Consider the following 18,583-nt stretch of genomic DNA (forward strand, 5'->3'; position numbering starts at 1 on the left):
CCAGGTAATCATTTACAATTGCAGTATTAAGTACACATCTTCTATGGAGAATTGATTGCATTTTGGGAGCGTTTCTTTAATGTCGCCGGTGAAAAGGGTGAATAATAAATGGTGTCATTGGTCAATACAACCGCCTTAGTAACCTGTTCGCCAATGTCCATTAATGTTTTATTGGTAAGTGATTTTTCTATGAATTGTTGGTTGTTCACATCATTGCGAAAAAGATCATAATCAAAAATGGCAATCACTTCATCTGTTCGAATAATGGTGTCCTCACCTAAGTTAATAAACATAGGCTCCACTCCTTATTTGTTTTCTAAACCAATTTGCCCTTTGTGAACGTCGAAGGATCTCGCATGTTTTATCATATCATGATCAATGGCACCGACATTTGTCGTCGTTACAATGGTTTGAACCCGCTCTTTAAAAGTTGATAACAAATGGGTTTGACGTTGATCATCCAGTTCGCTTAAAACATCATCAAGTAGCAGAATGGGGTATTCTCCAACCTCATTGTGAATCAATTCAATTTCAGCTAACTTTAATGACAAAGCAGTTGTTCGCTGTTGCCCTTGTGAGCCAAAGATTTGAATATTTTTATCATTAACGATGAATTGAAGATCATCACGATGGGGACCAATAAGTGTCGTTCCACGATCAAGCTCTCTTCTTTGACTAGATTCGAAAGCCTTTTCATACTCTCTCTTTATCCTTGACAACTCAAGTCCTTCTGATACCTCATTGACACTTGATACATAATGGATATCTAATGCCTCTTGGCCATTGCTGATACTCTGATGAATCGGCCTTGCCCATTCCCTCAACAGGCGAATGAAACGAAATCGCCGATAAACGATATCAGCTGCTAACTCTATCAGCTGTTCTGTTAAAATTTCGAGCATTGTTGTCGATGGTTTGGCCTCACGTGATAGTTTTTTAAGCAAAGCATTGCGCTGCTGTAACAATTTTTGAAACTCAGATAACTCATGCATGTAAACAGGTTGAATCTGTCCAATTTCCATATCAATAAATCGACGTCGGTGGCTTGGACTATCTTTAACTAGCCTGAGATCTTCTGGAGCAAATAGGACGACATTACATAAACCAACATACTGACTCAATTTTTTACGCTCAATATGATTGGCCTTCGCTTTCTTCCCTTTATGGCTAATCGTTAACTCTAAAGGGATGATCCCATTTTTCTTGTTTACTCTTCCCTCTATTTTAGCATATTCTTGGCCCCATTGGATTAATTCTTTCACATGAGGCGTACGATGTGATTTTGCCATGGCTAAAACAAAGATTGCTTCTAGAAGATTGGTCTTTCCCTGCGCATTTTCCCCAATAAAAACGTTAATTGATTCAGAAAGGTCGATAGAAGTATGTTCATAATTTCGAAAATGTTGCACATCAATGGTTTCTAAATGCAAAAGGGGCTCCCCCTTTATAGTCTACTCTGTAATGACGTATTCTCCATGATTATCAATGATAATCCTATCATTGACTCGAAGCTTTTTTCCACGCCTTGTTTCTCGTTCATCATTAACAAATACCTGATTTTCTTCAAGAAACCATTTAATTTGCCCGCCTGTACTAATTATTCCTTCAGCCTTAAGCAATTGTCCTAAGGTAATGAAAGGTTGATCTGATTTGAGTTGAATGGTTTTCACTTTAAGAACATCCTTTAAATTTTTTAAGAGAATAGACCGCTCATCTTCCTTGCATATATTTGTTATTAAAAGCTTTTAAATATCTTAATAAGAACCGGGCATGTTTTTGTCCAATTTTCCATATACTTTAAAAATAAATCTTTGCTAAAGCGATGATGGAAAAGGATTTGAAAAACTGGCTTATCGCCGAGCTAAGACGGCATACGAATTTTTAATAAAAATGCTATTTAAACGATTAACACTTGCCATTGGATGATACTAGAGCACATGAGTAATGTGAATGATAAGCGTGCTAGCACTTGCTGATTAGAAAGCATCTTTTTCTATTGTAACTCTTTATGGCCTATTTGATTAGCCCTTAGCGATGTTTTTCTAACAAATAAGTAATAAAAGGCCTCTTATTGTAGAGACCTTTTACAATTGAATACGCATAACGAATAGATCTTGACGCGTGTAAAGAATGAGATTAGTTTGTACGCACAGGTAAGATGAGCATGAGGAGATCTTGTTCTTCTACAGGACGAATCAAAAAGGGGCGCATTGCTCCAGTAAAGCTGATTTTTACGTCGCTTGCATCAATCTGTCTTAAAGCATCCATCATGTATTTTGCACTAAATGAAATGCGAACCTCTTCCCCACTGATTTCTTGGGCATCCACATTTTCATGCACGCGGCCTATTTCAGTTGATTGTGAAAGGATTTCTAAGGACTGACCATCTAATGTTTTTAATTTCACAACATTATTTTTTTCTTCTCTTGCTAACAAAGACGCCCGATCAATGGCTTGTAAGAAGGATTTTGTCCCTAATGTGACTTCTGTCTTTGTCTCTTGTGGAATTAAACCATCGGTATTAGGATAGTTGCCTTCGAGCAATCTTGAATAGAATTGCAGATGATTCGCCTTAAAAAGGATCTGATTATCTGTAATGATGATTTGCACCCATTCTGATCCCGTGTCGTCAAAAATTTTCGCTAGATCATTTAAGCTTTTTCCTGGAATAATGACATTACTTTTATCTAATTGTTCATCTGTTTCAATGTCAATGGTTCTCATTGCGAGACGATGGCTATCTGTTGCTACACATTTTAATTTACCATTTTGGATACTCCAGTTTACACCTGTCAACACCGGGCGTGTTTCTGAGGTGGACACCGCAAAAACCGTTTGTCTGATAAGGTGTTTAAGAATATCTGTTCGAATACTAAATGAATGTTCTTCCCAAATAGTAGGAAGATGAGGATATTCCTCTGCATCCAAACCATTTAAATTAAATTCACTAGATCCTGAAGTAATTCGTGTCATGAGTCTGGAATCTACTTCAATATCGACCGAATCGCCAGGTAATTTTTTGACGATATCTGCAAAGAAACGGGCTTGAAGAACAATGCTTCCTGGAATGTGAATAGAAGCATTTTCAATATCATTTTCTTCAGTAGGAATAAAGGATTGGATAGAGACATCTGAGTCACTTCCTGTTAATTCAATGCCTTCCTTACTGGCTACGAGTTTAATTCCCGTTAATATAGGAATCGTTGTTCTTGAAGATACTGCCTTTAAAACATAATTGACATTTTCTACGAGTTTCTCTCTTGAAACAGTTATTTTCATCATCCAATCAGAGTCTATGGATTCAGAGTGAATAAGGTCCTCCAAAGCAAGGCCTCCTTATATATAATTATTATTAAAAAACTAGTAGTAATAGTAGTAGGTCCCGTGAATATGTGTATAACTTTAAAAGTACTAGAAACTACGGGTTATCCACATGTGGATAGTTTGTGTATAAATGATCATAAAACTGAAAAAGTTATGCACAGCATTGTGGAAGATTATACGGGTGATTTCAACTGTTCAGTAACTTCCTTTAGCTTTTGCTGCAGCTCTTTATCGGTGTCTAAAAGCTTTGAAATCTTTTCGTGAGCATGAATAACAGTCGTATGATCTCGACCACCAAACTCTTCTCCAATTTTAGGTAGCGAATAATCGGTAAGCTCACGAGAGAGATACATGGCGATTTGTCTTGGAAAAGCAATAGACTTTGTTCTTTTTTTGGCGGAAAAATCCTCTAGTTTTATGTTGTAATGCTCTCCGATAACGGTTTGAATGTCCTTGATCGTTATCGTTTTGGGTTTAGATGAAGGCACGATGTCCTTGAGGGCTTCGGAGGCCAAATCAACGTTGATATCTTGATTAATTAACGAGGAATAGGCAACAACGCGAATCAGTGCCCCTTCAAGTTCGCGAATATTAGTATAGATTTGATTGGCAATGTACATCATGACATCATTTGGCATATCTAAGCCTTCTGCTTTTGCCTTTTTACGTAAAATAGCGATACGTGTTTCCAGGTCAGGTGGGGTGATGTCAGTTATGAGTCCCCATTCAAAGCGCGATCTTAAACGATCCTCTAATGTTGGAATTTCTTTTGGAGGTCGATCACTGGAGATGACAATCTGCTTAAGCTCTTCATGTAACGTATTAAATGTATGGAAAAATTCCTCTTGTGTTCCTTCCTTACCTGCTAAAAATTGAATGTCGTCTATTAATAGGACATCAACATTACGATATTTATTACGAAAATCTACCTGTTGATTATCCCTGACAGAATTAATAAATTCATTCGTAAATTTTTCAGATGAGAGATAGACAACTTTAGCATCTGGATTATGTTCGATGACATAATGTCCAATGGCATGCATAAGATGGGTCTTACCTAGACCAACACCACCATAAATAAATAATGGGTTGTAGGCCTTTGCTGGTGCTTCTGCTACAGCAAGGGAAGCAGCATGAGCGAAGCGGTTTCCTGCTCCTATTACAAAAGTATCAAATGTGTATTTGGGGTTAAGCATATGTCTATGCTCTTTATTTTTATCGCCTTTTATAGGCTGCCTTTTTTGAATATTTTTTCTTTGTCCAAAGGTTTCATCGTCATTTTCGTTCGGTTTTTGTGGAATGATAAATTTAACGCCAATTTCTGATCCTGTTAGATCTTTTATCGTATCTATAATTAAAGTAGAGTAATGCGTTTCTAACCAGTCTCTAGCAAATTCATTTGGTGCCGATATGATAAGAACATTATCAGAATAGGAATCCGCGGAAGTTGATTTAAGCCAGGTTTCAAAGCTTGGTTTACTGAGCTTTGCTTCAATGGCCTTTAAAGCTTCAGTCCATAATTGTTGGATATTTTCCATTTCCAGTGCTATCCCCCCTTAAAGAAAAATGATGCCGAATCATCCACAGTCTAGATTCGACAGTATATCAATATTCCTATGACTTGTCGACAATATCCACCTTTATGTGGATAATAGATTTAACAGGGTGTTGAAAAAATCCACAATTTTACCCACAGCCTGTGGATAAAAAAGATGATATGTCACATTAAATTTATTTTAAAACACAAATATCATATCAAAAAAAGGGGTGTCTCGCAACGTGAATAAAATGTTATCCATAGAAACTATTATATTAACAGCTCCATTTGTAAACAGGAAGTGGATTTGTGAAAAAAATGTCGATAAATTGGTGGAAAACACTAAAAGGACTTGAAATTTATCCACAGATCTAATTGAAGGGCTGTCTGCCTCAAATTTTGGAAGGTAGCAATAGAACAATGTTACACGTCTGGATATTTTGGTTTAGTATATCGAACGCCTGGAGGAAGCACATTTACTTTCAACTGATCGGAGAAGGATTAGGGGAACCTTGACAATCATAGGATTTCTCATTATAATGAATCAGAATGTGTATGAATGAAAAATGGTCCTAACAGTTATTTTGGATCAATTAGGTACTTTCATGCCGAAGATGTTCTTAAATAGTATGGATGATAACCTCTGGGAGGTGGAATAGATGAAACGTACGTATCAACCCAATACACGTAAACGTAAAAAAGTACACGGATTCCGTGCACGTATGAGCACGAAGAATGGACGTAAAGTTCTTGCACGTCGTCGTAGAAAAGGAAGAAAAGTATTATCCGCTTAAGGCCGCTGTGGATGCAGTGGTCTTTTTTCACTAAAGTAGTAAAATAATTTTTATGGTCAGTGATCATAGGAGAAGAAACAAAAGTGAGACCATTCATTTGGAGTTCTTTGGAGAAAGTACCGTTTTCTAAAGTTTATATAACAGTTTTTTCTTGATTTTAAGTATAGAGGATATAACCTACCGTTTATCATAGATGATGAAGTCATTGAATGAATTTAGAAGGTTTGTGATTTGGAGTGAAGAGATGAATAAAATCCAACCTTTAAAAAAGAACCAAGATTTTCAGCACGTTTTTAAAAAGGGGCAATCTACAGCTAATCGGCAGTTTGTGATCTATGTTCTAAAGCAGAGGGAACAAGCGTATGCTAGAGTAGGGCTTTCAGTGAGTAAGAAAATAGGCAATGCAGTCACTAGAAACAGGATTAAACGGTATATTCGTGAAGGGCTTCGCCATTATGAAAACCGTTTCTCTACAGGCATCGATTGTGTTATTATTGCTAGGAAGCCTACATCTGAACTTACCTATTGGGAGATGCTAAAGAATTTAAAGCATGTTTTAAAGAAGAGTGATCTCCTAAAAATGGACAAGGATGATTCGAGATGAAATATATCGCTATTGGTCTTCTTTTTATCTATCGCAAATGCATTTCCCCGTTAAAACCACCGACATGTCGTTTTTATCCGACATGCTCACAATATGGTATAGAAGCGCTTCAGCGTTTCGGTTTTTTTAAGGGAAGCTATTTGACGATTGTTAGGCTGCTAAAATGTCATCCCTTTCATCCAGGTGGGTTTGATCCAGTACCTGAAAAAGATGAACATAAGCATGATCATAAACATGCATTTAAATAAATAACGAAGATTCTCATGAAATAAGGAGGTCAACCCTTTGCGGAAAAGATTGTTTTTTGTCATTTCCTTAATAATCCTTGTGGGTTTATTAAGCGGCTGTACCCAGTACAATCAACCGATTGATGCAAATAGCACCGGAATATGGAATGAATGGTTTGTTTGGCCGCTTTCTCAATTTATTACATACATTGCGAATCTCTTTGGCGGAAGCTATGGCATATCCATTATCATTTGTACTGTCTTAGTGCGTCTTGTCCTATTGCCATTGATGATTAAGCAAACAAAAAGCTCGCTTAATATGCAGCTTGTTCAACCGGAAATAAAGAAATTAAAGGAAAAATATAGTTCAAAAGATCAGGAAACACAAAAAAAGCTTCAACAGGAAACAATGAAGCTCTTTCAACAACATAACGTGAATCCCTTAGCAGGTTGTTTACCTTTAGTGATTCAAATGCCGATCCTTATTGCTTTTTATCATGCAATTTATCGGACACACGAGATTCGAGAACATGTTTTTCTTTGGTTTAAATTAGGACAGCATGACCCTTATTATATATTGCCTGTTCTAGCAGCCATTACAACCTTTATCTCACAAAAGATCATGATGGGCTCCACTGGAAATGCCAATCCACAAATGGCAATGATGACCTATATTATGCCGATTATGATCCTTGTCTTAGCAGTAAGATTCCCAGCTGCACTTGCCTTATATTGGGTCGTTGGTAATATATTCATGATTTTCCAAACCTACTTTGTCATTGCTCCGATGAGGAAGAAGGGCAATATTCAATCGGATACAGGGGGAGCTAAAAAGTGAAGGATGTTACAGTAAGTGGAAAATCAATTTCGGACGCTCTGCAATCTGCTTTACAGACGCTTAATACGAGTGAAGATAAAGTGAATGTAGAAGTGATAGAAGAACCAAAAAAAGGTTTTCTAGGATTGATAGGCTCAAAACCAGCAACGATTAGAGTCACACTTATTGAAGAAACCGAAGCACCTATAGCTCCCAGTGAAGTAGAAGAAGTTATACCACCACAATCAACCGTGTCTGATGAACATGAAAGTGCTGATCCGATTGATGCGGCTTCGGCTTATATCAAACGAATCATAGAAGCAATGGATATTGCTATTGATATTAAAGCAACACAATTAGACAGTCGAAATTATCATGTTCAATTGTCTGGAGATAAGATCGGGATTATCATTGGTAAGAGGGGACAGACCCTTAATGCACTTCAGTATCTAGCGAATATCGTCGCCAACCAGCACGCTGATCATAGTATAAGGATTGTTCTTGATGCCGAGGATTATCGCAAAAAACGTGAGGAAGCCTTAATCCTGTTGGCGCAAAGAAATGCTGATCGTGCGACGAAGATTCATAAGCGCGTTAAACTTGATCCTATGCCTTCCTTTGAAAGAAAGATTATTCATGCGACCTTACAGAAAAACAGCCGTGTTGATACGGTTTCTGAAGGCGTAGAACCCCACCGTTATATTGTTATCCAACCGAAATAAATAGGATGCTGTAAGCGTCAAGAGTCCGGTTATCCGGGCTCTTTTTTTTCTTCAATTTCAAATGGAACCTCAAGTGTTTTCAACTACTGTTTCCCCATCAAGAAGAATTGATCGTAGCATCGAGTCGGATGCTAGAGATCGAAACGACTATCTTAAAAGGTGTGGCCTTTGTGGATAGTTTTTTTATTAGAATTTATCAACCTGTGGATAAATTGTTAACTGCTTTATCCACAGACTAAAATGTGGTATTCTATTACTTTAGGATAGCTTTTTGTGGATAAATCTGAATGAATGACAGAATCCGTTTCACTTATATATGTTTTAGGAGAGAACAAGAGAAAAAGGTAAAAGGGTGTTTGTATTTTTAAGATGAGTGTAAATAATGGTCACAATTTATATCTGAAAGAGGGTGAAAGCTATGGAGCATGATACAATAGCGGCGATATCGACACCAATTGGAGAGGGAGCTATTGCCATTGTCCGCTTAAGTGGTGAACAAGCGATTGCGATTGCTGATTCAGTATATAGAGGAAGAAAGCCACTGGCAGAAGTGGGTTCTCATACAATTCATTATGGAAAGATTTACGATGAAGAGGTAGAAAGAGATGTTGAGGAAGTCATGGTATCTGTCATGCGGACGCCAAAGACTTTTACTCGTGAGGATGTTGTTGAAATTAACTGTCACGGCGGATTAATGTCGGTCAATAGGGTGCTAGAGCTGATCCTTAGTAAGGGCGCACGGTTAGCTGAACCGGGGGAATTCACTAAGCGTGCGTTTCTTAATGGACGGATCGACTTATCTCAAGCAGAGGCTGTCATGGATATGATTCGTGCCAAAACAGATAAGGCAATGAATGTTGCAATGGGGCAGATGGAGGGCAGACTGTCTCAGCTTGTTCAAAAGCTGAGGCAAATGCTGTTAGAAATGATTGCCCATGTTGAGGTGAACATAGATTATCCAGAGTATGATGCCGAGGAAGTAACGCACCAGCTGCTTATTAAGCAATCCGAAACGATAAAGGACGAGATCGAGAAGCTGTTGATCACCTCTAAGCAAGGAAAGATACTCAGGGAGGGCATAGCGACAGCAATCATAGGACGACCCAATGTCGGTAAGTCGTCATTACTCAATAGCTTAGTGCATGAAAATAAAGCGATTGTTACTGACATTCCAGGAACAACTCGTGATATTATTGAAGAGTATGTTAATGTTAGAGGTGTCCCTTTACAATTGGTTGATACGGCGGGAATTCGCGAAACTGAGGATATAGTGGAAAGAATCGGTGTCGAACGTTCTCGTAAAGTATTGAAGGAAGCGGATCTCATTTTATTTTTGCTCAATAATAATGAGCCTCTATCCGTTGAGGATAAAGGTTTATTTGATGCGATTAAGGGCATGAATGCTATTATTATTATTAATAAAACGGATCTTGAATCGCACATTGATTTAGATGAAGTCAATACGTATGCCGAGGGCCGTCCAGTCATTACAACATCATTATTAAAAGAAGAAGGCATTGATCAATTAGAAGAAGCGATTGCCTCACTCTTTTATGAAACGGGGATTGAGGCCAATGACCTCACCTATGTGTCGAATGTCCGTCATATTTCATTATTAAAGCAAGCCAAACAAGCCATCGGGGATGCGATGCTTTCTATAGAAGAAGGACTTCCTATTGATATGGCACAGATTGATATTCGGAGAACCTGGGAGATTCTTGGTGAAATTGTTGGTGATACCGTTTCAGACAGTTTAATCGATCAGTTATTCTCGCAGTTTTGCCTTGGAAAATAGTCTATTCCATTCAATATATATAACAAAAATAAGGAGGAAACAGCTATGGGATACAATGCCGGAGCGTTCGATGTCATTGTGGTCGGCGCAGGTCATGCTGGTGTTGAAGCAGCTTTGGCTTCAGCGCGTATGGGTGCAAACACCTTAATACTCACACTAAATTTAGATACAATTGCTTTTATGCCCTGTAATCCATCTGTCGGGGGACCAGCCAAAGGTGTCGTTGTCCGGGAAATTGACGCTTTAGGTGGAGAAATGGGGAAAAATATTGATAAAACGCATATACAAATGCGGATGTTAAATACAAGAAAAGGCCCAGCTGTTAGGGCCTTGAGAGCACAAGCCGATAAATTTATGTACATTCGTGAAATGAAGCGGACGCTTGAAGAAACAGAGAATTTGACCCTTCAACAAGGAATGGTTGAGCGCTTAATTGTTGAGGATGGGGTCTGTAAAGGTGTCATTACGAAAACAAATGCTGAATATAGAGCAAAAGCCGTAGTGATTACAACAGGAACATTTTTACGTGGAAGAATCATTATAGGAGATCTTTCTTATGAAAGTGGTCCAAACAATATGCAGCCTTCTATTAATCTTTCCTATCATTTACAAGAATTAGGATTTGAACTTGTACGGTTTAAAACAGGAACGCCTCCGCGTGTGAATAGTAAGACCATTGATTATAATAAAACAGAAATTCAACCTGGCGATCCTGAGCCACGGGCTTTTTCTTATGAAACAACACAGTTCATTACAGAGCAAATTCCGTGTTGGCTAACGTATACAAGCGGAGCAACACATGAAATTATTAACCGTAATTTAAATCGTTCTCCAATGTATTCTGGTATGATTAAAGGAACAGGACCACGTTATTGTCCTTCAATTGAGGATAAAATTGTTCGATTTAATGATAAACCTAGACATCAAATCTTCTTAGAGCCTGAAGGTAGAGATACGGAGGAAGTGTATGTTCAAGGCCTTTCAACGAGCTTGCCAGAAGATGTCCAAGTGGAGATGCTACGAACTGTCCCTGGTCTAGAAAATGCTTCTATGATGAGAGCGGGTTACGCCATCGAGTACGATGCCATGGTGCCGACACAGCTATGGCCAACACTTGAAACAAAGAAAGTGAAAGGTTTATTTACTGCAGGTCAAATCAATGGGACTTCTGGATATGAAGAAGCTGCTGCTCAAGGGATTATGGCAGGGATCAATGCTGCACAAACAGTTTTTGATAGAGAACCTGTAATTCTTGATCGCTCACAAGCATATATTGGTGTGCTTATTGATGATTTAGTAACAAAAGGGACCAATGAGCCTTATCGTTTATTAACTTCAAGAGCAGAATACCGTTTATTGCTTCGTCACGACAATGCAGATCTACGCTTAACAGAAATCGGTTATTCTATTGGGTTAATTCCAGAGGTGCGCTATAATAAATTTATGGAGAAGAAACAACTCATTGCTAAGGAAAAAGAGCGCTTAGCTCATGTAGCGATTAAACCAACAGACGATGTTCAGGAGATCATCGCTGCAGCGGGCGGACATCCTTTGAAAGAACCAGTTTCTGCTGAACAATTGTTAAAACGTCCTGAAATCCATTATAGTGATATTGCAAAAATAGCACCTGCAGAAGTAACGATTCCAGAAGAAGTTGCTGAGCAAGTGGATATTCAGGTGAAGTATGAAGGCTACATTGAAAAACAGCTCCAACAGGTTGAGAAGATGCAACGAATGGAAGAAAAACATATTCCTGTTGACTTGGATTATAACGCCATTAACGGGTTGGCAACAGAGGCTAAACAAAAATTAGCTGAGGTGCGTCCGCTGTCTGTTGGTCAGGCTTCGCGTGTTTCAGGTGTTAATCCAAGCGATATTTCAATCTTACTTGTTTATTTAGAACAAGGTCGTTTAGCTAAGATTGCAGAATAAGTCACGACATGTGAACCCACTTGGAGGATATGAGATGGAAGGTTTCAATCAATTATTAGAGGAGAAAGGGATAGTCCTTTCTCCTCTCCAAGTTAATCAATTTGATACATACTTTAAAACACTTATAGAGTGGAATGAAAAAATGAATTTAACAGCCATAACCGACAGAAAAGCTGTTTATTTGAAGCACTTTTATGATTCAATAACGCCAAGCTTTTTTTATGATTTACATAAAATAAGTTCGTTATGTGATGTAGGTGCTGGAGCTGGCTTTCCATCCATCCCTTTGAAGATTATCTTTCCTCATTTAAAGGTGACCATTGTTGATTCACTTAAAAAAAGAATTGGATTTTTAGATACTTTAGTTGATAAGCTAGGCATGGAGGATATTTTACTTTATCATGATCGAGCAGAAACGTTTGGCAGGAGACCAGAAATGAGAGAATCCTTTGATATGGTCACTGCTAGAGCTGTTGCTCGTTTAAATATATTAAGTGAATATTGTTTACCCTTAACAAAAGTTAAAGGTGTTTTCATTGCTATGAAGGGGGCACATGGCGAAGAAGAACAGGCCGAGTCTCGCAGTGCTATTGCTACATTAGGAGGGGAATTAAAACAAGTCGTTCCGTTTGTTCTACCCGAGGAGGATAGTCAGAGACATCTCATTATCATTGAGAAGACAAAAGTGACACCTAAGAAATATCCTAGAAAACCAGGGGTTCCTGCTAAGCAACCTTTGTAATATAATAGTAAGGCTTGGTTAAGGAATGTTTCACGTGGAACATTGCTTGAACGTTGCAGGAATTTCAATTTTTGATAGCGAATTAATACGAGAGATGATAAAGGGTGGTGATTTTATCATGAAACATCCTTTTTCCAAATTTTTTGGTCAAGGGGAAAAGCCAGACGAGCTTGAGGATTGGCAACAAGAGCAAGTGATAGAGCTTTCAATAGAAAATATTATTCCCAATAGATATCAACCAAGAACGGTTTTTAATGAAGAAAAGATAGAAGAGTTAGCACAGACGATTCAAAGTCATGGTCTTATTCAACCTATTGTTGTGCGACAATATGATGAAGAAAAATATGAAATTATAGCTGGTGAAAGACGTTGGCGTGCAGCAACTTTTCTTAAATGGGAAACGGTCCCCGCAATTATAAAAGATTATGATGATGCCCAAACAGCCGCAGTCGCCTTGATAGAAAATTTACAACGAGAAGAATTGACAGCAATCGAAGAAGCGATGGCTTATGCAAAACTAATGGATATCCATGGATTAACTCAGGAAAGCTTGGCACAAAGATTAGGTAAGGGTCAGTCAACGATTGCCAATAAGCTTCGTCTTTTAAAGCTTCCAACATCGATTCAAAACGCACTTCTTGAAAAGAAAATTACTGAAAGACATGCGCGTGCATTGATTCTTCTAAAAAATATGCCTGAGAAACAAGAGCAGCTTCTCAATGACATTTTAGAAAAAGAATTAAATGTCAAACAAACTGAAGATCGTATCAAAGCGATTCTTGAGAAAACCAATGAACCAAAGAAACCTAAACGGCGTTTATCATTAAGCAAGGATATGCGCATCGCGGTCAATACGATTCGTCAATCTGTTGGCATGGTAAGTGAATCTGGTTTAAAGGTAGATACAAATGAGGAAGATTTGGGCGATTATTATCAATTTACGATCAGAATTCCCAAAAATAAATAATAGAAGTAAGGCTGACAGGAAACCAAACTGGTTTCCTGTCAGCCTTTGATTTGATGGCAGGAGACTATGTCTCTGACACATAACTTATATTGTCTATGAAAAAATTCATTTTAATTAAATTTCATCATTTCTATTAAATTGATGATAATTCATGATAAAATGGATATATTACTTGTGTTTGTTTTGAAGGTGGTGTGAAAGTGGGCAAGATATTAACAGTTGCCAATCAGAAAGGCGGAGTGGGTAAGACAACAACCTCCGTTAATCTTAGTGCGTGTTTAGCTTATATGGGTAAAAAAGTTTTGCTAATAGATATTGATCCACAAGGAAATGCGACAAGTGGTGTCGGCATTGATAAGGGAGATGTGGATGAGTGTATATATAATGTTCTTGTAGAGGATGTCGATCCCAAGGATGTTATTCATTCAACGAATGTCGAAGGTTTAGATATTATTCCCTCAACCATTCAATTAGCTGGGGCTGAAATTGAATTAGTACCTACAATCTCACGTGAAGTTCGTTTAGGGCGAGCTCTGGAGAAGATTCAAGATGATTATGATTATATGATTATTGATTGTCCACCTTCTTTAGGATTATTGACCATAAATGCTCTTACAGCTTCTCATGCAGTCATTATTCCTGTTCAATGTGAGTATTATGCTTTGGAAGGATTAAGTCAACTTTTAAATACAGTTCGCCTTGTTCAAAAGCACTTGAACAACGATCTCATGATTGAGGGCGTGCTGCTAACGATGTTAGATGCAAGAACCAATTTAGGGATTCAGGTCATTGAAGAAGTTAAAAAGTATTTCCAGGATAAAGTCTATCAGACGATCATTCCGAGAAACATCCGTTTAAGTGAAGCGCCAAGCTATGGCAAGCCGATTATTATATATGATCCAAAGTCTCGAGGTGCTGAAGTATATCTTGATCTTGCAAAGGAAGTGATGAATGGATGAGCAGGGGTTTAGGTAAAGGTATTGGAGCTTTTTTTCCAGAGACAGAAGTAAAGGAAGATGAAAGTGTCCAGGAGGTTAAGGTAAAAGATTTACGTCCTAATCCTTATCAACCAAGAAAGTACTTTGACGAGGAAGCTATACAAGAGTTAAAACAATCCATAGAAGAACACGGTATCATTCAACCGTTAATTGTAAGAAAAAGCATTAAGGGCTTTGATATCGTTGCTGGAGAACGACGCTACCGAGCGGCAGTTGAAGCTAAGCTTAAAACCGTACCAGCCATCATTAAAACATTTACAGATAAAGAAATGATGGAGATCGCCTTAATCGAGAATCTGCAACGAGAGGATTTGAATCCTCTAGAAGAAGCGAATGCTTATAAAAAATTAATGAAAGAGCTTGAATTAACTCAAGAAGAGCTGGCTAGAAAGCTTGGAAAGAGCCGTCCACATGTTGCCAACCATTTGCGTTTATTACAACTTGATAAGGCTGTGCAAGCATTAATAGCTGAAGGTAAGCTCTCGATGGGACATGGACGAGCCTTACTCGGATTGAAAAATAAGAAATTAATGCCCAACGTCGTCGATAAAATCATAAAGGAACAGATGAATGTCCGTGATTTAGAAAAATTGATCACAAAATTAAACGAAGATGTTCCACGTGGAACAAATAAAAAGAAAAAAGAGCATTTAGATCCTGTCTTAAAACAGAAAGAAGTTGAGCTTAAGCAAAAATTCGGTACATCAGTTGTTATTAAACAAGCTAAAAATAAGGAAAAAGGTAAAATAGAAATAGAATATTACTCAAGTGATGACTTGAATCGAGTCTTAGAAATTCTTGAGAACTAAAAAGATAAACCGTTCATTCGGTTTTTCTTTCTATTTAATGCCGCTTTTTTATCAATCATCACCGCCTTCCTTTTAATGTCTATGTATGAGTGGGCATGCTTATTAGGAGATAGGTGGCTTAGTGCTCCCAAATATCAAAGGATTATGGACTAAGCAACTAACTATTGCGAAAGTACCATTAATAATGGCTGATTTGAACAGGTAAAGTGAATGTTCTTTTTAATGCTAGATTCATATTATTCTTTTCTATTAGAATGAATTGAAGGATTGGTTGATCGCTTATGGTGTTACTAGGAACGTTGGTTAATACAGTGGCTATTATCATAGGGTCGTTAATTGGGATGCTACTCAATAAGATCCCAGAGAAAATAAAAGTCACTGTCTCTCAGGGGATGTCCTTAGCAGTGATCTTATTAGGTATACAAATGGGTTTTAAAAGCAATCATTATTTAATTGTTATAGGTAGCCTTGTTTTAGGAGGCATTATTGGTGAATGGTTGGATCTCGAAGTGCGCCTTAACCAATTAGGAACTTGGATTGAAAAAAAGATCCAACCTAATACAGATCAGGGCAAAGGGGATGTAGCAAAAGCATTTGTGACTGCTACGTTAGTTTTCGTTGTTGGATCATTGGCGATAATCGGAGCATTGAACAGTGGACTGCAGCATGATCATCGCGTGCTCTATACAAAGGCCATGCTGGATGGATTCTTCTCCGTTATATTTGCTACGACATTAGGATTTGGTGTGCTCTTTGCTGCAATTCCTGTCTTTCTTTATGAGGGAGGTATTGCTCTGGGCGCTACAGAAGTTACGCAGTGGATCCCTAGTGACTTAATGAAGGTGCTGATTAATGAAGTCACTGCGACAGGGGGAATTCTTATCATGGCTATTGGACTCAATTTATTACAGCTTATAAAGATAAAAACAGCAAATTTATTACCAAGTCTTGTCGTTTGTGTTGGTATAGTCACGATTCATTATATGATAGGCTAACAGGTCGCTGAAAGGGAAGCGGCCTGTTTTTTAGTATGGAATTTTGGTGCTATCTAATGGAGTGGATAGTGCACGTTTTCGCTCCAGGCAGTTCGCTTTCCGCGGGGACTGGTAAGTTCCTTGTGCTGCGGAGTCTTACTAAACTCCCACTTCCCGCAGGACTCTAGTATCGCATCATGAGTCAGCGGAGAGGCGGGAACACATGATTTTAGAGTGTCCCGAATCTCGCGCTTTGCGCTCCCATCCACTTGACTAGGCAATGAAGCTTTTTTCATATTGGATGATGCCTTATACTAAGGACAAGGACCGGGCATGCTTTTCGCCCTTTTTTTCTTAGCGCTTAGGCAGGAACGTTTCAAGGCTTATAGAAAAAAGTCAAATAGCATCTGAATATGTCTAAGCATTATTAGTCGCGTTTATTATACTTACAGATAATGTGAAGGCTTCAATATTTCATACCCCATCAAAGGTAGAATGTCAGTGAACGATCATTTATTACCTATAATTCCATGAACATTTACGAATCTACCAAAGGATTTGGATTAAGCTCCATTTGATTAATGGAGACTTTTGTCGCAGTTTGACGAATAAAGTGGTTGATGAGCGCATTATGCAAGGAAGAACCAATGACCTCGGATATATTCATGACCAAGGAAAGGCGAGTATTCTGTAAAACGAGATATTCCATATAGCCACTTACATTCACAATCCCTTTAATATGTATATCTCCGATTTCAGGAAGCTTTTTCTTCACTCCCGCACCAGGCTTTATGGCACCTTTATCAAGGGTGATATTGCCAATATTTTCGTATTTTCCTAGACAAGCATCAACGGCAATAACAAAGGGATGATTGTATTTTGTATAAATGAGCTCAATGGTCTCAGAAAGATTCATCGCGTGTACAGGTGCATCAATGGTGCCATAAATCGCATAAGGCTGATGGGAGAATCGATTTAAGTATCTTCCTACAAGTGGACCTAATGAATCCCCGGTAGAACGATCTGTGCCAATACATACAATGACAATTTGTCTGGTGACTGGCACATCGCGGATAAAGGATTCGATGGATCTTGTGAGCTTCGTCCGAGAGAATGGATCATTATAGGAAATACAGAACTCAGTTGATTTTTTAACAAGATTAAATGGTCTTTTTAGATTCATAGGTTCCGCTCCTTAATAATATTAGTATTAGTATACGGACAAATCGTTCATTCTATACGTCCCTTATTAAGCTGATGGAGGGAACTTTTATGATTAAGGCTGGATTGAAGTGGATGTTTCTCATATTAGGTACCATGATTGGTGCGGGTTATGCTTCTGGAAGAGAGCTTTGGCAATTTTTTGGACAAGAAAGTGCCGTTGCCATCGGTTTATTTACCCTTTTATTTATTATTTCTACCTATGTGATGATGATGCTTAGTTATAAGGGACAAACCATCCATTATAAACCTGTCTTGGAGAAATTGTTAGGAGGCAAGATGACCATTCTATATGACGGGATGATTTTTATCTATTTATTTACAACAACAGTGGTCATGCTTGCAGGTGGAGGGGCCGCCCTTATAGCGGTTGGTATTCCTTATTGGGTTGGCATTCTATTAATTAGTGGATGCTTGGTTTTATTATTTATTCGAGGAAATAAAGGCGTTATATCTATTAATATCATCATTATTCCATTGTTAATCCTCTTATTAGTTGGTGTACTTTTGAAATTTGGACAAACAACAAAAGGGTTATGGATCATTGATTTCACCCATCAATCCAACTGGACATCAGCGTTTACCTTCACTGCATTGAACGTTCTTCCCTTAGCAGCGATTCTTGGTGCAATAGGAAGAGAAATAAAGTCCAAAGGGGAAATATGGATCGCAGCCTTGGGCAGTGGACTGCTCCTTGGCATCATTTCTTTTTTATATAATGAATCACTTGTTCATGTAGGAAACGATGTGATGATTTATGAAATGCCGTTATTCGCGCTTTTAAAGAATTATCCCTATGCTATGACCTTCGTCATGACGGTTCTATTATGGTGTGCGATCTACACTACAGCAGCCTCTGGCATATTGGGATTAGTCACTCGAATTAAAAAGGTCTTTCATCGTCCTTTATGGGAAATTGCATTGGGGTTAGTGCTGATTATGATTCCATTTACAACTGTGGGGTTTGCCAAGCTTATAACCATTTTATATCCAATATATGGAATTTTAAATTTATATTCCTGAATCCGTGATGAATTGAAATCGACTTTGATTTTGTTGTAATTTTGATGGATTGATAATCCATAAAACCCTTTTTATGCTTATGACCTATGTCATCTCT

Annotated in this window: 19 protein-coding genes; 13 read left to right on the forward strand and 6 right to left on the reverse strand. The window is 38.1% G+C overall.

Translation table 11 applies throughout. The features are described 5' to 3' along the window. Nucleotides 1-41 precede the first annotated feature (41 nt). From remB to dnaA, 5 genes are all read right to left on the reverse strand, one after another. On the reverse strand, nt 42-293 hold the full coding sequence (gene remB, locus IEW82_RS14035; protein ID WP_188695543.1) for an extracellular matrix regulator RemB: 252 nt from the start codon (nt 291-293) through the stop codon (nt 42-44). 12 nt (nt 294-305) lie between these two features. After that, on the reverse strand, nt 306-1,430 hold the full coding sequence (gene recF / locus IEW82_RS14040) for a DNA replication/repair protein RecF (protein ID WP_188695547.1): 1,125 nt from the start codon (nt 1,428-1,430) through the stop codon (nt 306-308). A 21-nt stretch (nt 1,431-1,451) separates the two neighbouring features. Further along, nucleotides 1,452-1,670 (reverse strand): S4 domain-containing protein YaaA, encoded by a 219-nt coding sequence (gene yaaA, locus IEW82_RS14045; protein WP_188695550.1) that lies wholly within the window; start codon nt 1,668-1,670, stop codon nt 1,452-1,454. A gap of 466 nt (nt 1,671-2,136) precedes the next feature. Continuing rightward, nucleotides 2,137-3,279 (reverse strand): DNA polymerase III subunit beta, encoded by a 1,143-nt coding sequence (gene dnaN / locus IEW82_RS14050; protein ID WP_188695606.1) that lies wholly within the window; start codon nt 3,277-3,279, stop codon nt 2,137-2,139. 218 nt (nt 3,280-3,497) lie between these two features. After that, nucleotides 3,498-4,862, reverse strand: a complete 1,365-nt coding sequence (dnaA, locus tag IEW82_RS14055) for a chromosomal replication initiator protein DnaA (protein ID WP_188695553.1) — start codon at nt 4,860-4,862, stop codon at nt 3,498-3,500. A gap of 658 nt (nt 4,863-5,520) precedes the next feature. Between dnaA and rpmH the strand changes: the two genes are divergently transcribed. From rpmH to IEW82_RS14115, 12 genes are all read left to right on the forward strand, one after another. Continuing rightward, nucleotides 5,521-5,655, forward strand: a complete 135-nt coding sequence (gene rpmH / locus IEW82_RS14060) for a 50S ribosomal protein L34 (protein WP_188695556.1) — start codon at nt 5,521-5,523, stop codon at nt 5,653-5,655. 244 nt (nt 5,656-5,899) lie between these two features. Continuing rightward, nucleotides 5,900-6,259: a ribonuclease P protein component gene (gene rnpA, locus IEW82_RS14065; protein ID WP_188695558.1), complete on the forward strand. Its 360-nt coding sequence runs from the start codon at nt 5,900-5,902 to the stop codon at nt 6,257-6,259. Continuing rightward, on the forward strand, nt 6,256-6,507 hold the full coding sequence (yidD, locus tag IEW82_RS14070; protein WP_188695561.1) for a membrane protein insertion efficiency factor YidD: 252 nt from the start codon (nt 6,256-6,258) through the stop codon (nt 6,505-6,507). The genes rnpA and yidD overlap by 4 nt, the downstream gene beginning before the upstream one ends. A gap of 37 nt (nt 6,508-6,544) precedes the next feature. After that, the gene (spoIIIJ, locus tag IEW82_RS14075; protein WP_188695564.1) at nt 6,545-7,324 is read left to right on the forward strand and encodes a YidC family membrane integrase SpoIIIJ; all 780 of its coding nucleotides are present in this window, start codon (nt 6,545-6,547) and stop codon (nt 7,322-7,324) included. Continuing rightward, nucleotides 7,321-8,025 (forward strand): RNA-binding cell elongation regulator Jag/EloR, encoded by a 705-nt coding sequence (jag, locus tag IEW82_RS14080; RefSeq protein WP_188695567.1) that lies wholly within the window; start codon nt 7,321-7,323, stop codon nt 8,023-8,025. The genes spoIIIJ and jag overlap by 4 nt, the downstream gene beginning before the upstream one ends. Before the next feature lie 418 nt (nt 8,026-8,443). After that, a complete protein-coding gene (mnmE, locus tag IEW82_RS14085; protein WP_188695570.1) occupies nt 8,444-9,820 on the forward strand; it encodes a tRNA uridine-5-carboxymethylaminomethyl(34) synthesis GTPase MnmE in 1,377 nt (458 codons plus the stop codon). Between the two features lie 45 nt (nt 9,821-9,865). Beyond that, complete coding sequence (gene mnmG / locus IEW82_RS14090) at nt 9,866-11,752, forward strand: tRNA uridine-5-carboxymethylaminomethyl(34) synthesis enzyme MnmG (protein ID WP_188695573.1); 1,887 nt, start codon at nt 9,866-9,868, stop codon at nt 11,750-11,752. Between the two features lie 34 nt (nt 11,753-11,786). Then, entirely contained in the window at nt 11,787-12,494 is a 708-nt protein-coding gene (gene rsmG, locus IEW82_RS14095; RefSeq protein ID WP_188695576.1) for a 16S rRNA (guanine(527)-N(7))-methyltransferase RsmG, read from the forward strand. Between the two features lie 118 nt (nt 12,495-12,612). Continuing rightward, nucleotides 12,613-13,461 carry a nucleoid occlusion protein gene (gene noc / locus IEW82_RS14100; RefSeq protein ID WP_188695579.1) on the forward strand — a complete coding sequence of 283 codons (849 nt, stop codon included), beginning with the start codon at nt 12,613-12,615 and terminating at the stop codon, nt 13,459-13,461. 200 nt (nt 13,462-13,661) lie between these two features. After that, nucleotides 13,662-14,420, forward strand: coding sequence for a ParA family protein (locus tag IEW82_RS14105; RefSeq protein ID WP_188695581.1), 759 nt, complete (start codon nt 13,662-13,664; stop codon nt 14,418-14,420). Then, nucleotides 14,417-15,268 (forward strand): ParB/RepB/Spo0J family partition protein, encoded by an 852-nt coding sequence (locus IEW82_RS14110; RefSeq protein WP_188695584.1) that lies wholly within the window; start codon nt 14,417-14,419, stop codon nt 15,266-15,268. Before IEW82_RS14105 ends, IEW82_RS14110 begins: the two co-directional genes overlap by 4 nt. A gap of 281 nt (nt 15,269-15,549) precedes the next feature. Then, complete coding sequence (locus tag IEW82_RS14115; protein ID WP_188695587.1) at nt 15,550-16,263, forward strand: DUF554 domain-containing protein; 714 nt, start codon at nt 15,550-15,552, stop codon at nt 16,261-16,263. 517 nt (nt 16,264-16,780) lie between these two features. On the opposite strand, the gene yyaC is transcribed toward IEW82_RS14115, so the two are convergent. Beyond that, nucleotides 16,781-17,425, reverse strand: a complete 645-nt coding sequence (gene yyaC / locus IEW82_RS14120) for a spore protease YyaC (RefSeq protein WP_188695590.1) — start codon at nt 17,423-17,425, stop codon at nt 16,781-16,783. Between the two features lie 89 nt (nt 17,426-17,514). Between yyaC and IEW82_RS14125 the strand changes: the two genes are divergently transcribed. Next, nucleotides 17,515-18,486, forward strand: a complete 972-nt coding sequence (locus IEW82_RS14125; RefSeq protein ID WP_188695593.1) for a hypothetical protein — start codon at nt 17,515-17,517, stop codon at nt 18,484-18,486. Nucleotides 18,487-18,583: the final 97 nt, after the last annotated feature.

Source organism: Pullulanibacillus camelliae (assembly GCF_014642655.1).
Taxonomy (GTDB): domain Bacteria; phylum Bacillota; class Bacilli; order Bacillales; family Sporolactobacillaceae; genus Pullulanibacillus; species Pullulanibacillus camelliae.

What these genes read in the sequence shown, in the direction of transcription:
- mnmE (WP_188695570.1), top strand. Translation starts at nt 8,444, where the DNA reads ATGGAGCATGATACAATAGCGGCGATATCGACACCAATTGGAGAGGGA.
- dnaA (WP_188695553.1), bottom strand. Translation starts at nt 4,862, where the DNA reads ATGGAAAATATCCAACAATTATGGACTGAAGCTTTAAAGGCCATTGAA.
- mnmG (WP_188695573.1), top strand. Translation starts at nt 9,866, where the DNA reads ATGGGATACAATGCCGGAGCGTTCGATGTCATTGTGGTCGGCGCAGGT.
- yidD (WP_188695561.1), top strand. Translation starts at nt 6,256, where the DNA reads ATGAAATATATCGCTATTGGTCTTCTTTTTATCTATCGCAAATGCATT.
- dnaN (WP_188695606.1), bottom strand. Translation starts at nt 3,279, where the DNA reads ATGAAAATAACTGTTTCAAGAGAGAAACTCGTAGAAAATGTCAATTAT.
- rsmG (WP_188695576.1), top strand. Translation starts at nt 11,787, where the DNA reads ATGGAAGGTTTCAATCAATTATTAGAGGAGAAAGGGATAGTCCTTTCT.
- rnpA (WP_188695558.1), top strand. Translation starts at nt 5,900, where the DNA reads ATGAATAAAATCCAACCTTTAAAAAAGAACCAAGATTTTCAGCACGTT.
- IEW82_RS14125 (WP_188695593.1), top strand. Translation starts at nt 17,515, where the DNA reads ATGATTAAGGCTGGATTGAAGTGGATGTTTCTCATATTAGGTACCATG.
- noc (WP_188695579.1), top strand. Translation starts at nt 12,613, where the DNA reads ATGAAACATCCTTTTTCCAAATTTTTTGGTCAAGGGGAAAAGCCAGAC.
- remB (WP_188695543.1), bottom strand. Translation starts at nt 293, where the DNA reads ATGTTTATTAACTTAGGTGAGGACACCATTATTCGAACAGATGAAGTG.
- yyaC (WP_188695590.1), bottom strand. Translation starts at nt 17,425, where the DNA reads ATGAATCTAAAAAGACCATTTAATCTTGTTAAAAAATCAACTGAGTTC.
- IEW82_RS14110 (WP_188695584.1), top strand. Translation starts at nt 14,417, where the DNA reads ATGAGCAGGGGTTTAGGTAAAGGTATTGGAGCTTTTTTTCCAGAGACA.
- IEW82_RS14115 (WP_188695587.1), top strand. Translation starts at nt 15,550, where the DNA reads ATGGTGTTACTAGGAACGTTGGTTAATACAGTGGCTATTATCATAGGG.
- rpmH (WP_188695556.1), top strand. Translation starts at nt 5,521, where the DNA reads ATGAAACGTACGTATCAACCCAATACACGTAAACGTAAAAAAGTACAC.